This is a genomic window from Microbacterium sp. NPDC090225, from assembly GCF_044772365.1.
Lineage (GTDB): Bacteria > Actinomycetota > Actinomycetes > Actinomycetales > Microbacteriaceae > Microbacterium.
The window spans coordinates 567,011-588,771 of sequence record NZ_JBIVYS010000001.1 but is presented as its reverse complement, the minus strand read 5'-3'; the positions used below and the strand labels follow the sequence as shown (position 1 = coordinate 588,771).

Annotated in this window: 23 protein-coding genes and 1 tRNA gene; 18 read left to right on the top strand and 6 right to left on the bottom strand. The window is 69.3% G+C overall.

What is annotated here, in order from left to right; all coding sequences use genetic code 11:
• Window positions 1-68 precede the first annotated feature (68 nt).
• The 5 genes from ACIQTT_RS02920 to ACIQTT_RS02900 are packed head-to-tail and all read left to right on the top strand — an operon-like array spanning window position 69 to window position 4,947.
• Window positions 69-1,253: a ferrochelatase gene (locus ACIQTT_RS02920; RefSeq protein ID WP_402785759.1), complete on the top strand. Its 1,185-nt coding sequence runs from the start codon at window positions 69-71 to the stop codon at window positions 1,251-1,253.
• Window positions 1,254-1,291: 38 nt separating this feature from the next.
• Window positions 1,292-1,777, top strand: coding sequence for a ribose-5-phosphate isomerase (locus ACIQTT_RS02915; RefSeq protein WP_402785756.1), 486 nt, complete (start codon window positions 1,292-1,294; stop codon window positions 1,775-1,777).
• 1 nt (window position 1,778) lies between these two features.
• Window positions 1,779-2,777: an Fpg/Nei family DNA glycosylase gene (locus ACIQTT_RS02910; RefSeq protein WP_402785753.1), complete on the top strand. Its 999-nt coding sequence runs from the start codon at window positions 1,779-1,781 to the stop codon at window positions 2,775-2,777.
• A gap of 35 nt (window positions 2,778-2,812) precedes the next feature.
• Entirely contained in the window at window positions 2,813-3,454 is a 642-nt protein-coding gene (locus ACIQTT_RS02905; RefSeq protein ID WP_402785750.1) for an FMN-binding negative transcriptional regulator, read from the top strand.
• Window positions 3,451-4,947 (top strand): amidohydrolase, encoded by a 1,497-nt coding sequence (locus tag ACIQTT_RS02900; RefSeq protein WP_402785747.1) that lies wholly within the window; start codon window positions 3,451-3,453, stop codon window positions 4,945-4,947. The genes ACIQTT_RS02905 and ACIQTT_RS02900 overlap by 4 nt, the downstream gene beginning before the upstream one ends.
• Window positions 4,948-5,008: 61 nt before the next feature.
• On the opposite strand, the gene ACIQTT_RS02895 is transcribed toward ACIQTT_RS02900, so the two are convergent.
• Window positions 5,009-5,494 carry a Dps family protein gene (locus tag ACIQTT_RS02895; RefSeq protein WP_247622542.1) on the bottom strand — a complete coding sequence of 162 codons (486 nt, stop codon included), beginning with the start codon at window positions 5,492-5,494 and terminating at the stop codon, window positions 5,009-5,011.
• A 140-nt stretch (window positions 5,495-5,634) separates the two neighbouring features.
• On the opposite strand from ACIQTT_RS02895, the gene ACIQTT_RS02890 reads away from it, so the two are divergent.
• The 12 genes from ACIQTT_RS02890 to ACIQTT_RS02835 all read left to right on the top strand — a co-directional run bounded on the left by ACIQTT_RS02890 (window position 5,635) and on the right by ACIQTT_RS02835 (window position 16,074).
• Window positions 5,635-6,171 (top strand): gamma carbonic anhydrase family protein, encoded by a 537-nt coding sequence (locus ACIQTT_RS02890; RefSeq protein WP_402785744.1) that lies wholly within the window; start codon window positions 5,635-5,637, stop codon window positions 6,169-6,171.
• 30 nt (window positions 6,172-6,201) lie between these two features.
• Window positions 6,202-6,275: transfer RNA gene (locus ACIQTT_RS02885), tRNA-Ile, on the top strand.
• 38 nt (window positions 6,276-6,313) lie between these two features.
• Window positions 6,314-7,327 (top strand): mevalonate kinase, encoded by a 1,014-nt coding sequence (gene mvk / locus ACIQTT_RS02880; RefSeq protein WP_402785741.1) that lies wholly within the window; start codon window positions 6,314-6,316, stop codon window positions 7,325-7,327.
• Entirely contained in the window at window positions 7,324-8,277 is a 954-nt protein-coding gene (gene mvaD, locus ACIQTT_RS02875) for a diphosphomevalonate decarboxylase (protein ID WP_402785738.1), read from the top strand. The genes mvk and mvaD overlap by 4 nt, the downstream gene beginning before the upstream one ends.
• Complete coding sequence (locus ACIQTT_RS02870; protein WP_402785735.1) at window positions 8,274-9,377, top strand: phosphomevalonate kinase; 1,104 nt, start codon at window positions 8,274-8,276, stop codon at window positions 9,375-9,377. The genes mvaD and ACIQTT_RS02870 overlap by 4 nt, the downstream gene beginning before the upstream one ends.
• Window positions 9,367-10,428: a type 2 isopentenyl-diphosphate Delta-isomerase gene (fni, locus tag ACIQTT_RS02865; protein ID WP_402785732.1), complete on the top strand. Its 1,062-nt coding sequence runs from the start codon at window positions 9,367-9,369 to the stop codon at window positions 10,426-10,428. Before ACIQTT_RS02870 ends, fni begins: the two co-directional genes overlap by 11 nt.
• A 14-nt stretch (window positions 10,429-10,442) precedes the next feature.
• On the top strand, window positions 10,443-11,492 hold the full coding sequence (locus ACIQTT_RS02860; protein WP_402785729.1) for a hydroxymethylglutaryl-CoA reductase: 1,050 nt from the start codon (window positions 10,443-10,445) through the stop codon (window positions 11,490-11,492).
• On the top strand, window positions 11,489-12,649 hold the full coding sequence (locus tag ACIQTT_RS02855; RefSeq protein WP_402785726.1) for a hydroxymethylglutaryl-CoA synthase: 1,161 nt from the start codon (window positions 11,489-11,491) through the stop codon (window positions 12,647-12,649). Before ACIQTT_RS02860 ends, ACIQTT_RS02855 begins: the two co-directional genes overlap by 4 nt.
• Before the next feature lie 15 nt (window positions 12,650-12,664).
• On the top strand, window positions 12,665-13,516 hold the full coding sequence (locus ACIQTT_RS02850; protein ID WP_402785723.1) for a transposase: 852 nt from the start codon (window positions 12,665-12,667) through the stop codon (window positions 13,514-13,516).
• 141 nt (window positions 13,517-13,657) lie between these two features.
• Entirely contained in the window at window positions 13,658-14,797 is a 1,140-nt protein-coding gene (locus tag ACIQTT_RS02845; protein ID WP_402785720.1) for a hypothetical protein, read from the top strand.
• 6 nt (window positions 14,798-14,803) lie between these two features.
• Window positions 14,804-15,616 (top strand): L,D-transpeptidase, encoded by an 813-nt coding sequence (locus ACIQTT_RS02840; protein WP_402785717.1) that lies wholly within the window; start codon window positions 14,804-14,806, stop codon window positions 15,614-15,616.
• Window positions 15,617-15,693: 77 nt separating this feature from the next.
• Entirely contained in the window at window positions 15,694-16,074 is a 381-nt protein-coding gene (locus ACIQTT_RS02835; protein ID WP_402785714.1) for a DUF898 family protein, read from the top strand.
• Window positions 16,075-16,134: 60 nt separating this feature from the next.
• Here ACIQTT_RS02835 and ACIQTT_RS02830 read toward each other — a convergent pair whose 3' ends face one another.
• The 4 genes from ACIQTT_RS02830 to ACIQTT_RS02815 form a co-directional block, all read right to left on the bottom strand.
• The gene (locus ACIQTT_RS02830) at window positions 16,135-17,811 is read right to left on the bottom strand and encodes an MDR family MFS transporter (protein ID WP_402785711.1); all 1,677 of its coding nucleotides are present in this window, start codon (window positions 17,809-17,811) and stop codon (window positions 16,135-16,137) included.
• A complete protein-coding gene (locus ACIQTT_RS02825; protein ID WP_402785708.1) occupies window positions 17,812-18,417 on the bottom strand; it encodes a TetR/AcrR family transcriptional regulator in 606 nt (201 codons plus the stop codon).
• A gap of 55 nt (window positions 18,418-18,472) precedes the next feature.
• Entirely contained in the window at window positions 18,473-18,805 is a 333-nt protein-coding gene (locus ACIQTT_RS02820; RefSeq protein ID WP_402785705.1) for a hypothetical protein, read from the bottom strand.
• An 84-nt stretch (window positions 18,806-18,889) separates the two neighbouring features.
• Complete coding sequence (locus ACIQTT_RS02815) at window positions 18,890-19,816, bottom strand: helix-turn-helix transcriptional regulator (RefSeq protein WP_402785702.1); 927 nt, start codon at window positions 19,814-19,816, stop codon at window positions 18,890-18,892.
• A 161-nt stretch (window positions 19,817-19,977) separates the two neighbouring features.
• Here ACIQTT_RS02815 and ACIQTT_RS02810 point away from each other — a divergent pair, with 161 nt between their 5' ends.
• Window positions 19,978-20,985 (top strand): YihY/virulence factor BrkB family protein, encoded by a 1,008-nt coding sequence (locus tag ACIQTT_RS02810; protein WP_402785699.1) that lies wholly within the window; start codon window positions 19,978-19,980, stop codon window positions 20,983-20,985.
• A gap of 10 nt (window positions 20,986-20,995) precedes the next feature.
• On the opposite strand, the gene ACIQTT_RS02805 is transcribed toward ACIQTT_RS02810, so the two are convergent.
• On the bottom strand, window positions 20,996-21,733 hold the full coding sequence (locus ACIQTT_RS02805) for a 3'-5' exonuclease (protein ID WP_402785696.1): 738 nt from the start codon (window positions 21,731-21,733) through the stop codon (window positions 20,996-20,998).
• Window positions 21,734-21,761: the final 28 nt, after the last annotated feature.

Below are 21,761 nucleotides of genomic sequence, written 5' to 3'. Positions count from 1 at the left end.
ACGGCAACCATGACAGACTACGCCAGCGCGCGACCCCCGCCACTCCGTCGAGGTGAAAGGATGGGAGGGTGAGTGCGAACGAACCCGTAGTCGTCCCCTTTGCTTCTGCTGCCGCCGCAGGAGGTGAAGCCATCGTCACGACCCCGGTCGCATACGACGGCATCCTTCTCGCCGGCTTCGGTGGACCGGAGGGGCAGGAAGACGTGATCCCGTTCCTGCGCAACGTCACGCGCGGACGCGGCATCCCCGACGAGCGGCTCGAAGAGGTCGCACATCACTACCGGCACTTCGGCGGTGTGAGCCCGATCAACGGTCAGAACCGCGCGCTCAAGGCGGCGCTCGAGGCCGAACTCGCGGCACGGGGCATCGACCTGCCCGTCTACTGGGGCAACCGCAACTGGACCCCCTACCTCGCGGACGCCGTGACGACGGCATCCGACAACGGGCACTCGACGCTGCTCGCCTTCGCGACCAGCGCGTACAGCTCGTTCTCGAGCTGCCGGCAGTACCGCGAGGACTTCGCAGGTGTGCTGCAGGAGACCGGCCTCGGCGACAGCGTGACGATCGACAAGATCCGTCCGTTCTACGATCACCCCGGATTCGTCGACGCTTTCGAGACCGGCGTCCGCGAGGCGATCGAGGGTTTCCTCGCCGACGGGATCGCGGCTTCCGACATCCAGGTCCTCTTCTCGACGCACAGCATCCCCACCGAGGACGCCCTGCGCTCCGGCGCCCGCGACATCGACTGGGGCGAGGGCGGCGCGTACGCGGCACAGCACGAGGCCGTCGCTGCCTGGGTGATGGACCGCGTGCTGCAGACGCTCCCGGCCGGGACCGGTGTGTCGTGGGAACTCGTCTACCAGTCCCGTTCGGGCCCCCCGTCGCAGCCGTGGCTCGACCCCGACGTGTGCGACGTCATCGCCGAGCTGCCCGAGCGCGGACGCCGGGCCGTCGCCGTCGTGCCGCTGGGCTTCATGAGCGACCACATGGAGGTGCTCTGGGACCTCGATACCGAGGCCAAGGAAGCGGCGGAGGAAGCGGGACTCGCCTTCACCCGCACTCCCACCCCGGGCGTGTCGCCCACGTTCGTCGCCGGGATCGTCGACCTGATCCAGGAGCGCCTCGAGGGTCGCCCGCGGAGTCGGCGTCAGCACGTGACGGATCTTCCGGGTGGCTTCGACGTCTGCCGTCCGGGCTGCTGCGAGAACGTGCGCGCCGGGTTCAAGCCGGCGGCCGCGGGTATCGCCCCGTAGGCCGACACGATGTCGGTGGCGTCAATAGAATGAAGGCCATGCGCATCCACATCGCCACCGATCACGCCGGTCTCGAGTTCTCGACCCAGTTGCAGGAGCATCTGCGCGCGGCGGGGCACGATGTCACCGATCACGGACCGATCGCGTACGACGCGCTCGACGACTACCCCGCGTTCTGCATCCGTGCGGCACAGGCCGTCGTCGCGGATCAGGCCGCGGGGATCGAAGCCGCCGGCATCGTCTTCGGCGGGTCGGGCAACGGAGAGCAGATCGCGGCCAACAAGGTGCAGGGCATCCGTGCTGCGCTCGTCTGGAACCTGTCGACCGCCGAGCTCGCCCGCGAGCACAACGACGCGAACGTGATCTCGATCGGCGCCCGTCAGCACACGTACGACGAGGTCACGTCGTTCATCGACCTGTTCCTGGCCACGCCCTTCTCGGGCGAGGAGCGCCACGTTCGCCGGATCGGGCAGATCGCCGAGTTCGAACGCGACGGCTCCCTGCTGCCGGGCCCGCGGGCCTGAGATGCCCGAGGGTCATTCCGTCCACCGGATCGCGCGCCAGTTCGACCGCAACTTCATCGGTAAGACGCTCTCCGCTTCGAGCCCGCAGGGCCGATTCGCCGAGGGAGCGGAGGTGCTCGACGGGCGATGCGCGGTGAGTGTGCAGGCCGTCGGAAAGCAGATGTTCCTCGAGACCGAGGGCGATGTGTGGTTGCGCGTGCACCTCGGCCTCTACGGTGCGTGGGACTTCGCGGGGGAGATCCTCGTCGACCCGACGATCGCGTCTGCGAACGGTCGGATGGGGCAGACCAATCAGCGCGGTACGGTCATCGACGAGGAGATCCTCGACGATGCCGGGGAGAACTCGCTCGCATCGATCGGCGCCCCGCGGCGCACGCGCGTGCACGTGCGCATGTCGGAGCAGACCAAGGGCCTCGCCGACGAGGGCGTCGAGTGGCCGCCGCCCGTGGTCGGCCAGGTGCGGCTGCGACTGATGACCGACCTCACCGCCGCGGACCTCCGTGGCCCCACCGCGTGCGTGCTGCAGAGCCCCGACGAGATGCTCGCGACCATCGCGAAGCTCGGGCCCGACCCGCTCGTCGGAGACCCGGTCGAGAACGAGGAGCGCTTCGTCCGCGCGGTGCGCAAGAAGCAGACCGTCATCGCTCTCCTGCTGATGGACCAGTCCGTCGTGAGCGGCATCGGCAACGTGTATCGCGCCGAGATGCTCTACCGGCAGCGGCTCAATCCGCACACTCCGGGACGCGACGTCCCCGAAGACGTCGTCCGCGCGCTCTGGCGGGATTGGGTGCAACTGCTGGCGGTCGGCGTCGAGACAGGTCAGATGATGACGATGGACGACCTGTCGCCCGAGCGCTATCGCGCCGCCATGGCGAGCCGTGACGACAGGCATTGGGTGTACCACCGCGCGGGTCTGCCGTGCCGCGTCTGCGGCACCGAGATCGCCCTCGAGGAGATCGGTGCGCGCAAGCTCTACTGGTGCCCGCGCTGCCAGGCGTGAGAGCCCGCGCTCGCGTCGAGTCCTAGGCTGGGAGGATGCGTCAGAACCCCAGTTTCACCCTCGCCGATCAGGCGGAGATCCGTCGCGTGATCGCGGCGAATCCCTGGGCCACGATCACGAGCAGCACCGCCGACGGACTCGTCGCCTCGCACTACGCGGTTCTGCTCGACGACGCGAACGACGATCTCACGGTGGTGGGCCACGTCGGCCGGCCCGACGACCTCATCCACGGACTGGGCGATGGAGAGATCCTCGTCGTCTTCCAGGGGCCGCACGGCTACATCTCGCCCGGCTGGTACGGCGATGTCGCCGCTGTGCCGACCTGGAACTACACGGCGGTGCACCTTTCGGGCGTCCCCGAGATACTGAGCGCCGATGAGAATCTCGCGGTGCTGGATCTCCTCGTCGACCGTTTCGAGAGTGAGCTTCCCGACCCGCGGCGGATGTGGGAACGCCCGAACGATGCCGCGTTCATCGAACGCCTGGCTGCCGGCACCGTCGGGTTCCGACTCACCCCGACCCGCGTCGTCGCCAAGCGCAAACTCAGCCAGAACAAGCCGGCCGAGACGATCGAGAGCGTCATCGGCGAACTGAACGGCGATGGGCCGTTCGCCAACCCTGCGTTGGCGTCGGAGATGCGCCGAGCGCAGGACGCACGGAAGGGGCAGTGGGCATGAGCGCCTTTGGCGACGACGTGGGGATGATCCGCGGGGTTCGCATCGCGGGACCCGGTCGCGAGTACCTGATCGATGAGGAGCCGGTGGACATCGTGATCGCCGGCGGTCGGATCGCCGACATCGCCCCGACCGGCGCTCTGCGCCCCACGGGTGCGGTGCTCGACGCCGAGGGGGCGTGGGCGGTCCCCGGCCTCTGGGACAACCATGTGCACACGGTGCAGTGGGCGCTGGCCGCGGAGCGCGCGTCGCTGGGCGGCACTCGCTCCGCCGCCGAGGCGGCCTCTCAGATGGGGGCGGTCGCGCCCCTGTCGGACGGCCGACGGGTGGGAACGGGCTACCGCGACGCGCTGTGGGACGACCGACCGATGCTCGCTCTGCTGGACGCAGCGACCGGCGAGGTGCCGACGTACCTGATCAACGCCGACGTGCACAGCGTGTGGCTCAACTCGGCGGCGCTACGACGCGAGGGCATGTCGACCACCGACGGAGTGCTGCGTGAAGAGAGCGCCTTCGAGATCTCGCGCCGCCTGAACGCCGTCGATCCCGAGCACGCCGACCGCGCGGTGCAGCGAGCGGGGGAGCAGGCCGCGAGGCGCGGGGTCACGGGCATCGTCGACTTCGACATGGCGTGGAATGCGGATGCCTGGCCGCGCCGTGTCGCGAGCGGCTTCGCCGCGCACCGGGTCGAGTTCGCGGTGTATCCGTTCGACCTGGCTCGGGCGGTGACGGAGGGTCTCCGGTCCGGCGAGTTCCTCGGCGACGCGGACCTTCCGCACGCGGGACGTGGGCTGATCCGGGTGGGCCCGCTGAAGATCATCAGCGACGGCTCGCTCGGCACGCGGACCGCGGCATGCACGCACGCGTACCCGGGCGATCCCTATAACTTCGGCGTGATGACGGTTCCGCACGAGGAGTTGATCGGCCTGCTCACCACGGCGACGGGCGCGGGGCTCGCGGTCGCCGTGCATGCGATCGGCGACCGGGCGGCCTCCACGGCCCTGGACGCCTTCGCCGTGACCGGAGCCGTGGGGTCGATCGAGCACGCACAGCTCGTACGGCACGCCGATCTCGCACGATTCGCCCGGCTCGGTGTCATCGCGAGCGTGCAGCCGCAGCACGCGGTCGATGACCGCGATCTTGCGGAGCGGCTGTGGGCGACGCAGGACTCGCTGGGATACCCGCTCGCATCGCTGTTCGCCGCGGGGGCCGATGTGAGGTTCGGTTCCGATGCTCCGGTCGCCGCACTCGACCCCTGGCGGGCGATGGCCGCCGCCGTCACCCGTACCGAGGACGCGCGCGAGGCGTGGCATCCGGAGGAAGCAGTGACTTTCGATCAGGCGCTCGGGGCGAGCGTGCGAACGGCGACCGTACCCGGCGCGCCCGCGGATCTGGCGTTGTGCGCGACGGATCCGCGCCGGGCGAAAGGGTTGCACCTGGGAGACATGTCGGTCGTCGCGACGCTTCTCGCCGGTCGCATCACCCACCGCGCCTGAGTACGACGAAGGGCCCCGGGATCGAATCCCGGGGCCCTTCTCTCGTTCTCGTGCGACGAGATTACGCGGCGATATGCGAGACGAGGAACCAGCGGTCCTTCTCGAGGCCCCGCATGATCTCGATCGCGACGTCCTGGCTCGTGAGGTCGACCTCGTCGAGGCCGTCGATGGCGGCCTTGGTGTCGACCAGGATCGCATCGATGTCGGCGATCACGGCGCGGACGAGTTCGTCCGACTGCGTGAACCCGGCGGGGACGCCGGTCTCGCCGGCCTTTGCGGCGACCGCGCTCACGCGGGCGTCGATCGGAAGACCGAGGGCGACGATGCGCTCCGCCGCGGTGTCGGCGAAGTCGCCGGCGTGGGCGACGATCGTGTCGAGGAGTTCATGGACGCCGACGAAGTTGGCGCCGCGCACGTGCCAGTGCGCCTGCTTGCCGTTGATCGTGAGCGCCTGCAGTCCCAGGACGACGGGCGAGAGGAACTGTGCGGCGGCAGCAGCCACGGTGGGGTCGCTGGCGGTGGTGGAAACGGTCTGTACCTTGCTCATCTTGTGCTCCTCCGAGGTGCCTTTTCGTACCTGATGAAGACAACGCTACTCAGGTTGAAACATTCCGCAAGCAAGCTGAGGCTCCGCTAACCGCCCTGAAAATCCGCGGAATCACGCGGAAGTGAGGATAGTCTCGCCTCATGAGCATCGCATCCGGAGCATCCGTCCTCGCCCTCCCCGATCGGGAGCCGTCGATCGATCCCGAATCGTTCGTCGCCGAGGGCGCCCGCATCGTGGGTGACGTCACTCTCGAAGGGTCCTCGAGCGTCTGGTACAACGCGGTGCTCCGCGCCGATTCGGCCTCGATCGTTATCGGAGCGGGCAGTAACGTGCAGGACAACGTCTCGGTGCACGTGGATGCCGGGCACCCTGTGCTCATCGGACGCAATGTGTCGATCGGGCACAACGCCGTCGTTCACGGATGCTCGATCGGCGACGGTTCGTTGATCGGCATGGGGGCGGTGATCCTCAGCGGCGCGGTGATCGGGAGGGGATGCCTGATCGCGGGCGGTGCCGTCGTGCTGGGAGGCACCGAGGTGCCGGACGGATCTCTCGTCGCGGGTGTTCCCGCGAAGGTGCGCCGCACCCTCAGCGAGGAGGAGCGCGCCGGGCTGCTCGCGAACGCCGACATCTACCTCGCCCACCAGCGGGTGCACGCGGGCGCGACGGTGGCGTGAGCCCCGGGCACCGCTAGGCTGGGTGCACACGGGGCGGTGGCCAAGCTGGTCAAGGCAGCGGGCTCATAACCCGACGATCGTGGGTTCAAGTCCCACCCGCCCTACCGTGCCGTGACAGTGGATTAGGCTTGCCTTAGTAAAGATGAGAATCACGGCTTCCGAAGACAGCAGAACACCGGGCGAATCCTCCGCCGCTCCCCGGAGGGGCGCGCACGACAGCGACCCGGTGATCGGCGTAGGCACCGCGTCGGGAAAGGCGATCCTCTTCGGGGAGCACGCCGTCGTCTACGGGCACCCGGCTATCGCTCTCCCGCTGCGCGATCTCCGCGTCCGGGCAGAGGCGGCGCCGCTGCCCGCGCGTCGTCTTCTGCACAGCGCGCTGTACACCGGCGCCCTCGACCGGGTTCCCGACCGCCTCGCCTCCACCGCTCGCGCGGTCGAGGCGACGATGAGCGCGGTCGGGGCCGACGGTTCCGGGGTGAAGGTGCGCGTCGAGAGCGATCTGCCCGCGGAACGCGGCGTGGGGTCGAGCGCCGCGGTATCAGCGGCGATCGTTCAGGCCGTCGCCGCCGCCTTCGGTCACGAACTCGACCCCACCGAACGCCATCATCTGATCCAGATCGCCGAGCGCGCCGCACACACGTCGCCCAGCGGCCTCGATGCGCGCACCGTCGTCGCCGACCGGCCGGTGTGGTTCCAGGACGGAAGCGCGCACGATCTCGAGGTCGCAGGACCCCTGTCGTTCGTGATCGCCGACTCCGGTGTGCGGGGACGCACGCGCGAGGCGGTGGCCGCCGTTCGCTCGTTGCGCGACGCCGATCCGATCGCCGTGGAGCGGCGGCTCGATCGGCTCGGAGCGCTCGCCCGCGAGGGCCGGGCGGCGCTGGCATCCCCGAGGCCGGAGGAGATCGGCGTCCGAATGGACGAGGCGCATGCGCTGCTCGGGGAGCTGGGAGTCGGAGATCCTGCGCTCGACCGGCTCGCCGGCATCGCCCGCACGGGCGGCGCGCTCGGAGCCAAGCTCACCGGAGGCGGTCGGGGAGGATGCGTGCTCGTGCTGGCGCGTGATCCCGATCATGCGACGGAGCTCGCGCACGACCTTCGCGGACGAGGCGCCGCCGCCACCTGGACCACCGAACTGAGAGGAACGCGATGACCGCCGCCACGGCCCGCGCCCACCCGAACATCGCCCTCGTCAAGTACTGGGGAAAAGCGGACACGGCGTTGAACCTGCCCGCGACGGGCAGCCTCTCGATGACGCTGGACGTCTTCCCGACGACCACGACCGTGACGCTCGCACCGGATGCCCCGCACGACGAGGTCGTGCTCAACGGAGCCGTCCGTCACGGAGTGGTCCGTGATCGTGTCGCGCGCTTCCTCGACATCGTGCGGGAGATGGCCGGGTCCCGGACTGCAGCCGTGGTCGATTCCGTCAACACGGTGCCCTCTGCCGCCGGGCTCGCATCTTCGGCATCGGGGTTCGCCGCTCTCGCTGCGGCGGCGTCGCGTGCGTACGGCCTCGATCTCGACCGTACGGCGCTCAGCCGACTCGCCCGTCGCGGGTCCGGATCCGCGGCGCGATCGGTGATCCCGGGGTTCGCGGTGTGGCACGCAGGCAGTGACGAGGAGTCTTTCGCCGAGCCGCTCGACGCACCCGAACTCGCGATGGTGATCGCGATCGTGAACTCCGAGGAGAAAGCCGTCTCGAGCCGGGATGCCATGAAGCGGACGGCGGTCACGTCGCCGTTCTACTCCGCCTGGGTCTCGTCGACCACGGAGACGTTGACGGCCGCGGTGCAGGCCAGCCGTGATGGCGACGTCGAGCGCCTCGGGCGGATCACCGAGACGAACGCGCTCCGCATGCACGCGGTCATCCAGTCGTGCGATCCGCCCGTGCGGTACCTGTCACCGGTGAGCGTGGCTCTCTTCGACCTCGCGGAATCGCTCCGTGCCGACGGTCTGCCGGTCTACGCGACCGCCGACGCGGGGCCCAACGTCGTATTCCTGTGCCTGCCGCAGGACGCGGATGCCGTAGCCGCCGCCGCCCGTCCGCTCGCGGAGACCATGATCGCGCGTCCGGGTCCCGGAGTGGAGGTGCTCGCATGAGCCCGGTCATCACGGTCCGCGCACCGGGCAAGCTGTTCATCGCGGGGGAGTACGCGGTCGTCTCGCCGGGCGAGCCCTCCGTGCTCGTCGCCGTCGACCGGTACGTGACGGTCTCGGTGTCGGAGAGCGTCGGTGCCGGGAGCATCCACTCGCCCGAGTACGGGCGTTCGCCGCTGCTGTGGACCCGTAGCGCCGACGGACTGCGCATCGACCCGGAGCACCACCCCTACGACTACGTGCTGGCGGCGATCACGATCGTCGAGCGGCTGCGGGCCGACCTGCGGATCGCTCCGCGCTTCTTCGACCTGCGAATCGAGAGCGGGCTCGACGACGTCAGCGGGCGGAAGTTCGGTCTGGGCTCCTCTGCGGCGGTGACGGTGGCGACCGTGCGCGCACTCGACGAGTTCTACGGGCTGGGCCTGGATCGCCTGGCGGCGTTCAAGCTGTCGATGCTCGCGACGATCCGGGTCAACCCCAGCGCATCGGGAGGCGACCTGGCAGCGAGCGCCTTCGGCGGATGGATCGGCTATCGCGCGCCCGACCGGGATCTCCTCGGAGAGCGGTCGGAGAACGGACCGATCGCCCCGCTGCTCGCGGACGAGAACCTCTGGGCGGGCCTCCAGATCGTGCGTCTGCATCCGCCGGAGCAGCTGCGGTTCGTCGTGGGCTGGACCGGTGAACCCGCGTCGACGGCGCGACTCGTCGACGAACTCGGCCGCCGAACGCTGGCGGGAGCGGTCGATCACCCCGCGTTCCTGCTCGACTCGCGCGCGTGCGTGTCTGGCCTGTGGGAGTCGCTCTCGCGCGGCGACGACGCGGCGACCCTCGACGGCATCCGTGAGGCCCGACGACTGTTGCAGCGCCTCGGCGCCCAGGCCGGTCTGCCGATCGAGACCGCGCAGCTCGCAGTGCTGTGCGATATCGCCGAGGCGGCGGGGGCGGCCGCGAAGCCCTCCGGCGCGGGCGGCGGCGACTGCGGCATCGTGCTCGCTCCCGTGCACACCGATCTCGCCGACATCTTCCGTGAGTGGGAGCACCACGACGTGCGTCACCTCACGATCGGCGTGCACCCGCCCGAGGGGGTGCTCGATGTCCTCTGAGCGGAAGGACGACCACGTGCGACTCGCCGCCGCGCAGCAGGAAAAACCGCGCATCGCGGCGAACGGCTTCGATGACGTCGCGTTCGTGCATCACGCCCTCGCGGGAATCGACGCCGAGCGCGTGAGTCTCGCGGGCGATCTGCTGGGAGCGCGCTGGAGCGTGCCCCTCTACGTCAACGCGATGACCGGCGGAAGCGAGAGCACCGGACGTATCAACCGCGACCTGGCGATCGCCGCGCGGGAGGCGGGGGTGTCGCTGGCCTCCGGATCGATGAGCGTCGCGCTCGAGAATCCCGAACTCGCCCCCACGTTCCGTGTCCTTCGCGAAGAGCATCCCCACGGGTTCCTCTTCGCCAATCTGGGTGTCGAACGCACGCCGGACGACGCGCGCCGAGCGATCGATCTGATCGAGGCGAACGCGTTGCAAGTGCACGTCAACAGCGTGCAGGAGACCGTGATGCCCGAGGGGCGCCGCGCGTTCTCGTCGTGGCAGCGGTCGCTCGAGTCCCTGGTGGCGGCCGTCGACGTGCCGGTGGTCGTGAAGGAGGTCGGTTTCGGTCTGAGCGCCCGCACGCTCGCCCTCCTCGCCGATCTCGGCGTCGATGCCGCTGATGTGTCCGGTCGTGGCGGAACGGACTTCGTGCGTGTCGAGAACGCCCGCCGCGGGGGAGAGGGTTACGCCTACCTGGCGGGATGGGGGCAGTCGGCCGTCGAGTGCCTGATCGATGCCCCGGCATCCGCTCCGGTTCTCCTCGCCTCCGGCGGCGTGCGCACCCCGCTCGATGCCGTGCGCGCCCTGGCGCTCGGTGCGCGGGCGGTCGGCGTCTCGGGCCCGTTCCTCAAGACGGTGCTCGACGGCGGTCCCGAGGCGCTCGCCTCTCGCCTCGTGGAGTGGACCACGCACCTCGCGGCGCTCGCTGCGCTCCTCGGGGCCGCGGCGCCCTCCGACCTGGTGCGCACCGATCTCGTCGTCACGGGCGAGACCGCAGACTTCTGCCGCGCGCGGGGCATCGACCTCGTAGCCCTCTCGCGGCGCTCCGACGCACGATGACCGAAAGGCTCCCCATGTCCGATGCTCTGTTCACCCCCATCCCCACGCGCTGGGTCGGCCCGCTGCTGCTCAGCGGTGAGGTCGAGGGCGAGCAGTCGGTGCCGCTCGCGACCTACGAATCTCCGTTGTGGCCGTCGGTGGGGCGGGGCGCCCGGGTATCGCGGCTCGTTGCCGACGGAATCCGCACCACCGTAGTGGACGAGCGGATGACGCGCTCCTCGCTGTTCGTCGCGCCGTCGGCAGCCGATGCGGTCGCCGCCGCCCGCAGCATCGATGCCCGCCGCGACGAGCTCGGCGCGGTCGTCTCGGAACGCAGCCGTCACGCGCGTCTGATCGACCTCGACACGGAGATCGTCGGGCACCTGCTGTTTGTGCGCTTCGCGCTGACGACCGGCGACGCATCCGGCCACAACATGGTGACCCTGGCGGCCGAAGGGCTCATGGAACGGGTGCTCGCCTGGCACCCCGAATTGGAGTACGGCTCGATCTCGGGCAACTACTGCTCCGACAAGAAAGCCACCGCGGTGAACGGCATCCTCGGTCGGGGGCGCAGCGTGATCGCCGAGATCCTCATCCCCGCCGACATCGTCGAGCAGCAACTTCGATCGACGGCTCGTCGCATCGTCGAGCTGAACGTGCGCAAGAACCTCGTCGGTTCCACGATCGCCGGGGCGCTGCGTTCCGCGAACGCGCACTATGCGAACATGCTCCTCGCCTTCTACCTCGCCACCGGGCAGGATGCGGCGAACATCGTCGAGGGCTCGCAGGGCATCACCTACGCGGAGGAGCGCGGAGACGGCGACCTGCTCTTCTCCTGCACGCTCCCGAATCTCATCGTCGGCACCGTCGGCAACGGCAAGGACCTCCCGGCCGTGGAGGACGCGCTCGAGCGTCTCGGCTGTCGTGAGGAGCGAGCGCCCGGCGGCAATGCCCGCCGCCTCGCCTCGCTCATCGCCGCCACGGTGCTGTGCGGCGAGCTGTCGCTGCTCGCGGCCCAGACCAACCAGGGAGAACTCATGGCCTCGCATCTTTTGCTCGAGCGCCGCCAGGGAGGCACGAAGTGACCGTCGTCGGCATCCACGACCTGTCCATCGCGACGGCGAGCCGTGTGCTCGATCTCGCCCTCCTCGCGGAGCGCGCCGGCATCGATCCCGACAAGTATCGGATCGGGCTCGGCCAGGATCAGATGAGCGTCCCCGCCCCCGATGAGGACATCGTCACGATGGCGGCCGCGGCGGCGCTGCCCATCGTCCAGAGGCACGGAGCCACCGGCATCCGCACCGTGCTCTTCGCGACCGAGTCGGGCGTCGATCAGTCGAAGTCGGCGGCGGTGTTCGTGCACGAACTGCTGGGGTTGGATCCGGCGACCCGCGTCGTCGAGCTCAAGCAGGCCTGCTACTCCGCCACGGCCGCTCTGCAGTTCGCCCTCGGGGTCGTCGCACGCCAGCCCGAGGAGTCGGTGCTCGTGATCGCGGCGGACGTCGCCCGATACGCGGTCGACACGGCCGCGGAGCCCACGCAGGGCGCCGGTGCCGTTGCGATGCTCGTCACTCAGGATCCCGCGATCGCCGAGGTCGAGCAGGCCACCGGCATCCACACCGCCGATGTCGACGACTTCTGGCGACCGAACGACAGTGACACGGCCGTCGTGAACGGCAAGCTCTCGATCGATGCCTATCTCGACGCCTTCGTCGGGGCCTGGGACGACTATCGGGCGCGCGGGGGCGCGGCGATCGAGTCGATCGACTACTTCTGCCACCACCAACCGTTCACGCGGATGGCGGTGAAGGCGCACCAGCGCCTGGCGGTGCACACCGGCGCCGCGCTGACCTCTGCGCAGATGGAGCCGACCACCCGGTACAACCGTCGCCTGGGTAATTCGTACACTGCGTCGCTCTACTTCGCTCTCGCCGCCCTCCTCGACGGCGAGGACGACCTGACCGATCGCCGCGTCGGGATGTACAGCTACGGCTCGGGCAGCATCGGCGAGTTCTTCTCGCTGCGAGTTCGCCCCGGCTATCGCGCGGCACTCCGTACCGAGGCGGCGAAGCGCATCCTCGACTCGCGGGAGCCGCTCGATGTCGAGGCGTATCGGGCACTGCATGCCGCGCACTCGGCGTCGAGCGAGATCGACCGTGAGATCTCGCCGATATCGCCAGCGCCGTTCCACTTCGTCGGGGTTCAGGGGCGTGCGCGCCGGTACGCCCGTGGAGACGCATGAGGTAGCGTTCGGAGCATGACGGCCGGCGACGAGCTGACGAGGATCGCGACCGAGCTGTACGTGCGTCCGCTCGGCGAGTTCGTGAGCGCGCGCCGGGAGCGTGCGAAACAGGCCGCCGACCGAGGGTTGGCATCGGCGATCACCGCGCTACGCAAACCGTCGATCGCCGCCTGGGTCGTGAACGTCTTCGCGCAGGAACGCACGGCGGAGCTGGGTGAGGCCCTGCAACTCGCCCGCGAGTTGCGGGAGGCGCAGGACGACCTCGACGCGCCTGCCCTCGCCCGCCTCGGGCGAGAGCGCCGGACGCTGACGCGACGACTGGCCGAGAAGGCACGCGACCTCGCGGTCGCTCGGGGCGAGAAGGTCACGTCGGGCACGCTGGATGCCGTGCAGCAGACGATCGGTGCGGCGTTCTTCGACGAGGCCGCCTCGATCGCCGTCGCATCCGGACGCCTCATCCGGGAGATCGAACCCTCCGAGAGCGTGATCCTCGACCAGATCCTCGGTGGCGGGGCGACCGAGGCGCGCGACGCCGTTCCCGCGCAACAGGTGGACGAGTTGGCGCAACGTCGGCGACGACGCCAAGCGGAGCAGGCCGTGCGCGAAGCCGAGAGTGCCGTCACCTCCGCGGAGCGCGCGCGGACCACGGCCGAGAGCGCCGGTCGAGAGGCCGGCCGCCGCATCGAGGATGCGACGACCCGGGCAGCTGACCTCGAGCGCCGGCTGGCGCGCACGCGCATGGAGGTGGATGCCGCTCGTGCGGATGCCGAGAGTGCCGAGGCGCGTGCGACGACGGCAGCCGCTGCGCTCGAGGTGGCGACGGAGGAGCTGGCGGCGGCGCGGAGGGCTCTGCAGCATCTGACCTGAGCGTAGATGACTTCATGCGAAAGAATTGAGTCTGACACCGGTATTCCGGTGGCGCTGAAGCGTTCCATTCCCCTAGATTGAGGTGGCTGCCTCTCGGCAGACGCCGCCCGAACGGCAACCTCCCCAACGAAGGAATTCTCTGTGATTCGCTCGCGCCTCGCCGTGGCCTCGCTCAGCGCCTCCGCGCTCGGCCTCGCCGCCGTCCTCGTCCCCACCGCCTCCATCGCGGAGCCCATCACCGAGACGCCCGCCGCTTCCGCGCGCGTGATCTGGGCCGATGCTCCGGACGATTTCACTCCGTTCGCTCCGACGGAGCTCGACGAGGAGTTTGCGATCGCCGACGAGTGGCAGTGGATTGCGTTCGCCGGAACGGAGGGATCGACGCTCTCGGACTTCGGCACCTTCGACGCGAACGGATTCACCAGCAACGCTACGTCGCCCATCGGTCTCGTTCACGGCGTTCCCGCCCCGGTCTCCGGCGATGAGTTCATCGCATTCATGGAGAATTCCTCGACGAACTCCGGCGCGGAGGTGGAAACCGGCGTCTTCATCGCCGGCGACGGTGTAGAGGCCCCGCAGGTGACGACCATCGCCACCGTCGACGGCTTCCACGGTATTTCCACGCAGTGGGGTGCGGGCGAGGTGGGGATGTCCACCGAGCAGTTCGCGAGCGAGCTCGCCGAGAGCGGGTACGCGGTGATTGCCTATTACGCGATCCTCCCGGGCGATGCTCCGGTCATCACCTCTCCGCCAGCCGACCCCGAAAACCCCCCGGTGCTTCGCCAGGCCGCCCCGAGCGTGCTCGACGACGCTCCGACTTTCGAGGAGCGGCTCGCCGCGCAGGGCGGGGGAGTCGCCCTGCGGGCCGCCGCCGTCCCGGAGGCTGCGGGCATCGCCAGCTTCCGCATCGGCGACCTGACCACGTACTTCACGCCGCAGCCCACCGCAGCCCTCGCGCTGGGCAGCGCCTCCATCACGGTCTCCCAGGCCACGACCACCGGCTTCACGGTGAGCGGTAGCGGCTTCGCCCCGGGCGAGATCGTGAGCTCGGGCATCGGCACGGGCGCCATGGGCGACAGCCTGCCCGACACCTTCGTCGCGGATGCCGACGGCAACGTGAGCGGCACGATCGTGCTCCCCGCGGCCTGGGCCACCGCCGGCGACTACTTCATCGTCCTCGTCGGTGAGTCCTCCGGCCAGGTGGCGTCGAGCGCTCTCGCGATCACCGGCGCAGCCCCGGTCGCCGTCCCGGTGCCGGGCGAGGCCACGTACACCGGCTGACACTCGGTGCCCGACACCATCAACGTCCCGCGGCGGCGCACGATTCTCATCGTGGCCGCCGCGGTCGTCGTGTGCGCCGTGATCATCGTCACCTGCGTGGTGCTCTTCGGTCGCGGCCCCGCGGTCGCCGAGCCCGCGCCGACGAGTTCGTCGAGCCCCGCTGCGACGCCCGAACCGACACCGACATCGACGCCGCCGGTCGAGGAGCCGCTCGCCGATGTGCACGCGCCGGCGGAGTCGACGGTCGCCGCCGTCCTCGGCACCGAGATCGGGGTCAGCGCCGAGCCCGGCGGGGCAGCGACGCAGTCGTTGCCGAATCCGCAGTCGTCCGGAGCGCCTCTCGTCTTCCTGGTCACCGCTCAGGAGGGGGACTGGCTGCAGGTCCAACTCGCCCAGCGTCCCAACGGAAGCCTCGGGTGGGTCCGCTCGGATGCCGTCCTGCTCTCGACGACCTCGTACGCGCTGGTCGTGACGACGTCGACCAACACCCTCGACCTCTACGAGGGCGGAGAGCTGCGGCAGAGCTATCCGGTCGCGACGGGCACGGGCGGTACGCCGACCCCGAAGGGCCAGTTCGCGATCACCGAGCTGCTCGCTCCGACGAACAGCGGTTACGGCCCGTACGCCTACGGCACGACGGCGTTCTCCGACGCCCTCAACTCGTACGGCGGCGGCCCGGGTCAGATCGGCCTGCACGGCACCGATGACGAGGCGAGCATAGGCTCCGACGCCTCGCACGGCTGCGTTCGCCTGGCGAATGCCGACATCACGGCTCTCGCACAGATCCTGCCCCTCGGCACGCCGTTGCAGGTGCGCTGAGCCCGTCCTTTCCCTCCCCGCCCGCCTGCAGTCTCCGGGCGGAGCTTCATAACGCTCACCCTAGAGAAGAAAAGATCATGACAGACCTCACCCCCGCGCCCGCGGCATCGACGCCGGTGCCGTCCGGCGAGTCCGCGCGCCTTCCCCACCTCGCCTTCGGCTTCGACGGTGGAGCCGCGACCTGGCTCGGCGTCGGCATCGGCGGATTCCTCATCACCGTCCTGACCCTCGGGATCTGCTACCCCTGGGCGGTCGTGATGACCTACCGCTGGAAGACGAAGCACACGTACATCAACGGCCAGAAGCTGCGCTTCACGGGGAGCGCCATCGGCCTCTTCGGTCAGTGGGTCAAGTGGCTGCTGCTGTGCATCATCACCATCGGCATCTACTCCTTCTGGGTGTACCCGCGTCTGCAGAAGTGGATCGTCGAGCACCAGGAACTCGACCCGGCTCGCTGAGTCCGGTCTCCCCGCAGTCGGAAGGCCCCGAGCGCGCATGCGCCCGGGGCCTTTCTCGGTTCATCGCGAGGAAGGCCTCGTCCCGGCATCCGATTCGGGCAGGGCGTCCGGGGTGCTGGCGTGCGTGCCTGCCGTCGGCCGCGCACGGAGCTCGGCCTCCAGCTTCTCGGCCTCCTCGCCCGTGATTGCCTCGCCACGCGCGACGAGTCCGGCTTGATCCGACAGGGGGATCTGCTTGAGGAACAGCGAGAGCACGAGGGCGAGCACGATGAACGGCACGAGGTACCAGAACACCGGCGCGAGGGCGTCGGCGTATGCGGAGACGATTCCGTCGCGCACCTCGTCGGGCAGGGAGTTCAGCGTGGCCGGATCGATCGTCGCCGCGGACTGCGCGGCGTCCGTGGCCGATGCCCCGGCATCCGTGAAGACGCCGAGGAGGTTCTCGGTGAGGCGGGTGGTGAAGATCGTGCCGAACACCGCGGTCCCGAGCGAAGCCCCCACCTCGCGGAAGTAGTTGTTCGTGCTCGTCGCGGTACCGATCTCGCCCGCTGGAACGGCGTTCTGCACGACCAGCACGACGACCTGCATGATGAGACCGAGTCCGGCGCCGAAGACGAACAGGAACACGCAGATGAGCCAGATCGGGGTCGAGGCCGACAGCGTGGTCATCGCCACCATGGCGATGCCGGTGAGGATCGTTCCCACGATGGGATAGGCCTTGTACCGCCCGGTCTTCGAGATCGCGATGCCCGAGAAGATCGACGTTCCGATCAGACCCACCATCATCGGGATCATGAGCAGCCCGGATGCCGCGGCAGAGGTGCCCGAGGACATCTGCAGGAAGGTCGGCACGAAGCCGATCGCGGCGAACATCCCGATGCCGAGCACCAGTCCGATCGCGGTGGCGTTCACGAAGATCGGATTGCGGAACAGGCTCAGGGGGATGATCGGGTCCTGCACGCGGGATTCAGTGATGACGAACGCGGTCGCCGCGACGATCAGTCCCGCACCCCAGGCCCACGTGGCCATCGAGGACCAGCCGAAGTCCTTGTCGCCGCCGAAGTCGGTGAAGAAGATGAGGCAGGTCGTGGCGATCGAGAGGAAGATGACCCCGAACACGTCGATCGGCTTCTCGGCCTTCTTGCTGGGGAGCTTGAGCGCGACGAGGGCGATGATGAACGCGGCGATGCCGACGGGGATGTTGATGTAGAACGCCCACTGCCAGGTCATGCGGTCGACGAAGAACCCACCGAGAAGGGGGCCGGCCACGGCCGAGAGTCCGAAGACCGCCCCGAGGGGCCCCATGTACTTGCCGCGCTCGTTCGCCGGCACGATGTCGGCGATGATCGCCTGCGACAGGATCATGAGTCCGCCGCCTCCCAGGCCCTGCAGGGCGCGGAAGACGACGAACATCCAGAAGTCCGTCGCGAACGCGCAGCCGACCGAAGCGAGCGTGAAGAGGGCGATCGCCACGAGAAACAGGCTCCGTCTGCCGAGTACATCGCCGAACTTGCCGTAGATCGGCATGACGATCGTGGTCGCGAGGAGGTAAGCGGTGGTGATCCACACCTGATGGTCGACGCCGCCGAGTTCTCCGACGATGGTCGGCATCGCGGTCGAGACGATGGTCTGGTCGAGGCTGGAGAGCAGCATCCCGGCGATCAGGGCGCTGAAGATGATCCAGATGCGGCGCTTGGTGAGCAGGAACGGCGCATCTGTCGTGGCGGTGGCGGACATTCAGTGGTCTTTCTGTGCGGAGGAGAAGAGGTCGCGGGCGATGTCGAGGCGCTCGGCGACCAGCTCGCCGAACGGGACGGGGGATTGGTGCTCGAGGATCTGGCCGACGGCCATGCGGATGCAGGCGCCGACGGTGTGGACGACGACCTCGGCGCGCAACTCCTGATGCGCCCCCTCGCGTCGAACGATGAGGGCGACGTCGCGGCGCTCGTTCTCGGCCAACCGCTCGAACGCGCCTTTCAGCAGTCGAGGCTCGTGCTCGATGACCTCGAGGAGGGCCGGCGCGTCGGAGAGCGGATCGAGCATCTCCCAGCGGCGGAGGATCACTTCTACGAAGTCGTCGAGGAGGTCGCCGCTCCGCGCCACGAACTCGTCGTCGAGTTCGACGAGCCGCGGATCGATCTCGGTGAAACCGAAGACCGCGTTCTCCTTGCTCTCGAAGTAATTGAAGAACGTGCGGCGCGAGACCCCCGCGTCGGCGCACACCTCTTCGACGGTGAACCCGGCGAAGCCGCGGTCGATCGTCAGGCGTCGGGCCGTGTCGGTGAGTGCGCGGATCGTCTCTCGCTTGCGAATGTCGCGCAGCGAAGGTGCATTGTGCTCCATAGAGTGCAAGTTTGCACTTCAAACCTTGGAGTGCACTGAATGGAGCGTCTTCCGGTCAGCTGCGCGCGGTCTCCAGAGACGCGGGCCCGCTGATCCTCTCGTCGACCAGGGCGATCCCGCCGGTCGAGTTCGCCGAACGGGCGAGGGCTTCGATCCACTCGCGGCTCAGCTCCGGAGGCTCCGCCTCGTCGAAGACGAAGCGCAGCGGAATCGACGGGTGCAACCAGATCGTCGACCGACCGACGACATCCGTCTCCGGGTGCGCCCACGACAGCGTGAAGCTTTCGTTACGACGGAGCTTGGTCGAGATCACGACCTTCAGGTGTGCGAGCGCGCGATCCTCGATGCCGATCGGTTCGGCGCTATCGCCGTAATAGAGACTTCCCACGATCGGACTCTACGGTGCCGGTCAGCGCTCGACGGCCCGCGAGGGACGACGCGCCGCCGACGCGAAACGTCCGTGCGCCTGGTGTCATCTCCGCGCCTGCGCGGCGGTGGTCGACGGAGCCACCCCGTACTCCGAGCGGTACGCCGCCGCAAAGCGCGACGGATGGCTGAAACCCCAGCGTCGCGCCACCACGGCGATCGAACCGTGGCCGCCGTCGGAGAGGTCACGATGGGCGCCCGCCAGGCGTGCGCGGCGCAGGTACTCGGCCGGTGTCGAATCCAGCGCGCGTCGGAACGCGTACTGCAGCCCGCGCGTCGAGATGAACGCGGCGGCGGCCACGTCATCGATCGTGATCGCACGATGCGCGTTCTCGTCGATGAAGACGAGGGCGCGACGCACGGCGATCGGCGCGGCACCCCGCTGAGCGGTGTGCGACATCGAATCGTGGATGCTGGTGGGGAAGACCGACAGCGTGACCGCCAGCGCATGGCGCTCGAGCTCGGCGCGCAGGATGCCGTCGGCGGCGGTCTCGGCGACCGCATCCTCGAGATACGCGACCGTGCGCTCCCAGTGGCGTCCGGATTCCTCGTCGCGCGGGGCCAGGCCGGACGACCGGAGTGTGAGTCTGTCGTCTCCGGTGATCTGGCGTACGCGTGCCTGCGCCGCCGCCCGGTCGATCACCAGGGCGCGCACGCGAGCGGTGTGCTCCCAGCGCGCATGCACCTGAGCGCCGTCGGTCAACCACGGCTGGCCGGCGTCGATGGACTCCCTCCCGGAGCCGACCTCGGCGTTGGGCGCGGCGACCCGGCAGACCAGGAGCTCGTTCTCCGGTTGCGCGACGGACTGCACCTCCGCCGCGAGGTCGTACCGCACGAGCGTCAGACTTCCGAGTTCGGCCGACGTCCAGTCGAACATGAAGCGATCCGGATCCACGCGCTGCAAGGAAGCAGAGGGAACGTATTGCCGCCAGGTCTCCTCGACCCGCTCGACCTCGTATGATCTGAACCTCACCGCGTCCCCCTCGTGGCGCCACCGATATATTCCAGTGTGTTCGGATGGTACCGGACGGTGATGCTGCTCATATTCACGGATAGCGGCGGGAGTCACACAGCGTCAACCCCCTTGTTCCCGGGCGCCGTCGTGTGCCAAGTTCGGCACCGACTCTCAGGAGGATGATGGCGACTCAACAGTCGGACGGCCCGCCGGCACCGCACGATCTCGGCGCCAGGTCCTGGCGTTTCGTGGCGCGCGGAACCGCGCGCAAGTTCGCCGACGACGGCGCTGCCGACATCGCGGCGGCGCTGACCTTCCACTCCGTGCTGGCCCTCGTGCCGGCCATGCTCGTCGGCGTCTCCGTCGTCAGCCTCCTCGGAAGCGATTCCACGGCGGTGGCGTTCGTTCTCGAGGTCGTGCGCGCCGTCGCGCCCGAGGAGACGGCGATGACGATCGCAGACGCCGTCGACGGCCTCGCGGACTCCGCTCTCGCGGGCCCCGCGCTGATCATCGGTATCGGACTCACGATCTGGGCCGTCGCCCGGTACATCGCCGTCCTCGGCCGCGGGATGAATCGCGTCTACGACGTCGACGAGGGGCGTTCGCCCTGGGCTCTCAAGTCCATGCAGGTGGCGGTGGCGCTCGTCGTGCTCCTCGCCACGGCGGCTGCGGTGGCCGTCGGGGCCGCGAGTTCGTCCGTCGCCGCGGCCATCGGCGAGCAGCTCGGCGGCGGAGAGGCCGCACTCCTGGTCTGGCGGATCGCGCGCTGGCCGATACTGGTCGTGATCGTGGTCGCCACCGTCGCGTTCCTGTACGACCGTGCGCCGAACATCCGTCATCCGCGATTCCGTTGGCTCAGTTGGGGTGCGGCGCTGGCGATCGTCGTTCTCGCCATCGCCTCTCTCGCGTTCGGGCTGTACGTCTCGAGCATCGTCGACTACGAGCGCGTGTACGGGCAGCTCGCCGGCATCATCGTGCTCCTGCTCTGGCTGTGGATCGCGAACCTCGCTCTCGTTCTCGGAGTGGAGTTCGATGCGTCCCTGGAGCGTGCGCGGGAGCTGAGCGCGGGGATCCCGGCAGAGGCGAGTCCGCGCCTCCCGCTGCGGGATCGATCACGGGTCGTCCGCAAGCAGGCGCGACGGAGTGCCGAGATCGCCGAGGCCCGACGGCTCCGCGATCGGCGGTGACCGCTGCTCGTCAGAAGAGCTGGCTGGGCTCGTCGACGGAGTGCGGGCGCACCGGCCACGTGCCGTCGACCGCGTCGTCCGGATCGAGGCGGCCGATGCTGATGAAGTACTCGGTCAGGCTCTCGGCCTGATCCCGCGCCCATCCGATCTGACGCGTGTGCAGGTCGTCGAGGGTGTCGGGCAGAGAGAACTGCCGCGCGATCGCCTGGGCGACCCGTCCCGCGGCGATCGCGTCGGCCGAGGCCTCGTGCGCGCCGTCGAGCGTCACCGCGTAGTGGGCGGCGACGAGGCTGAGCGTGCGCTTGCCCCGCCGGTAACGATCGACGGCCTTGTCGATCACGAAGGGATCGATGATCGGTGCGGGGTCGGACAGCGGGGCCAGCCCATGCCGAACGGCCTCGTGTGCGAGCAGGGAGAAGTCATAGGAAGCGTTGTACGCGACGACGGGGATGCCCTGGTCGAGGAGTGAGCGCAGAGCGATCAGAACCTGGGCGACGACCTCGCGCGCCGGGCGTCCTTCGGTCTGCGCGCGCCCGGTTGTGACGCCGTGTACCGCGGTCGCGCCCTCCGGGATCTCGACTCCGGGGTCGGCGAGCCAGGTGCGGGAGACGATCTGCTGGCCCTCGGCGTCGAGTACGCCGACATGCGCGGTCACGATGCGATCTGCGGTGACGTCGATCCCCGTCGTCTCCAGGTCGAACACGCCGACACGGCGCAGCCAGGGAGGGAGCGGGAGATCGTCGGCCATGGGCTCACGCTAGATCCGGCGTCCGACA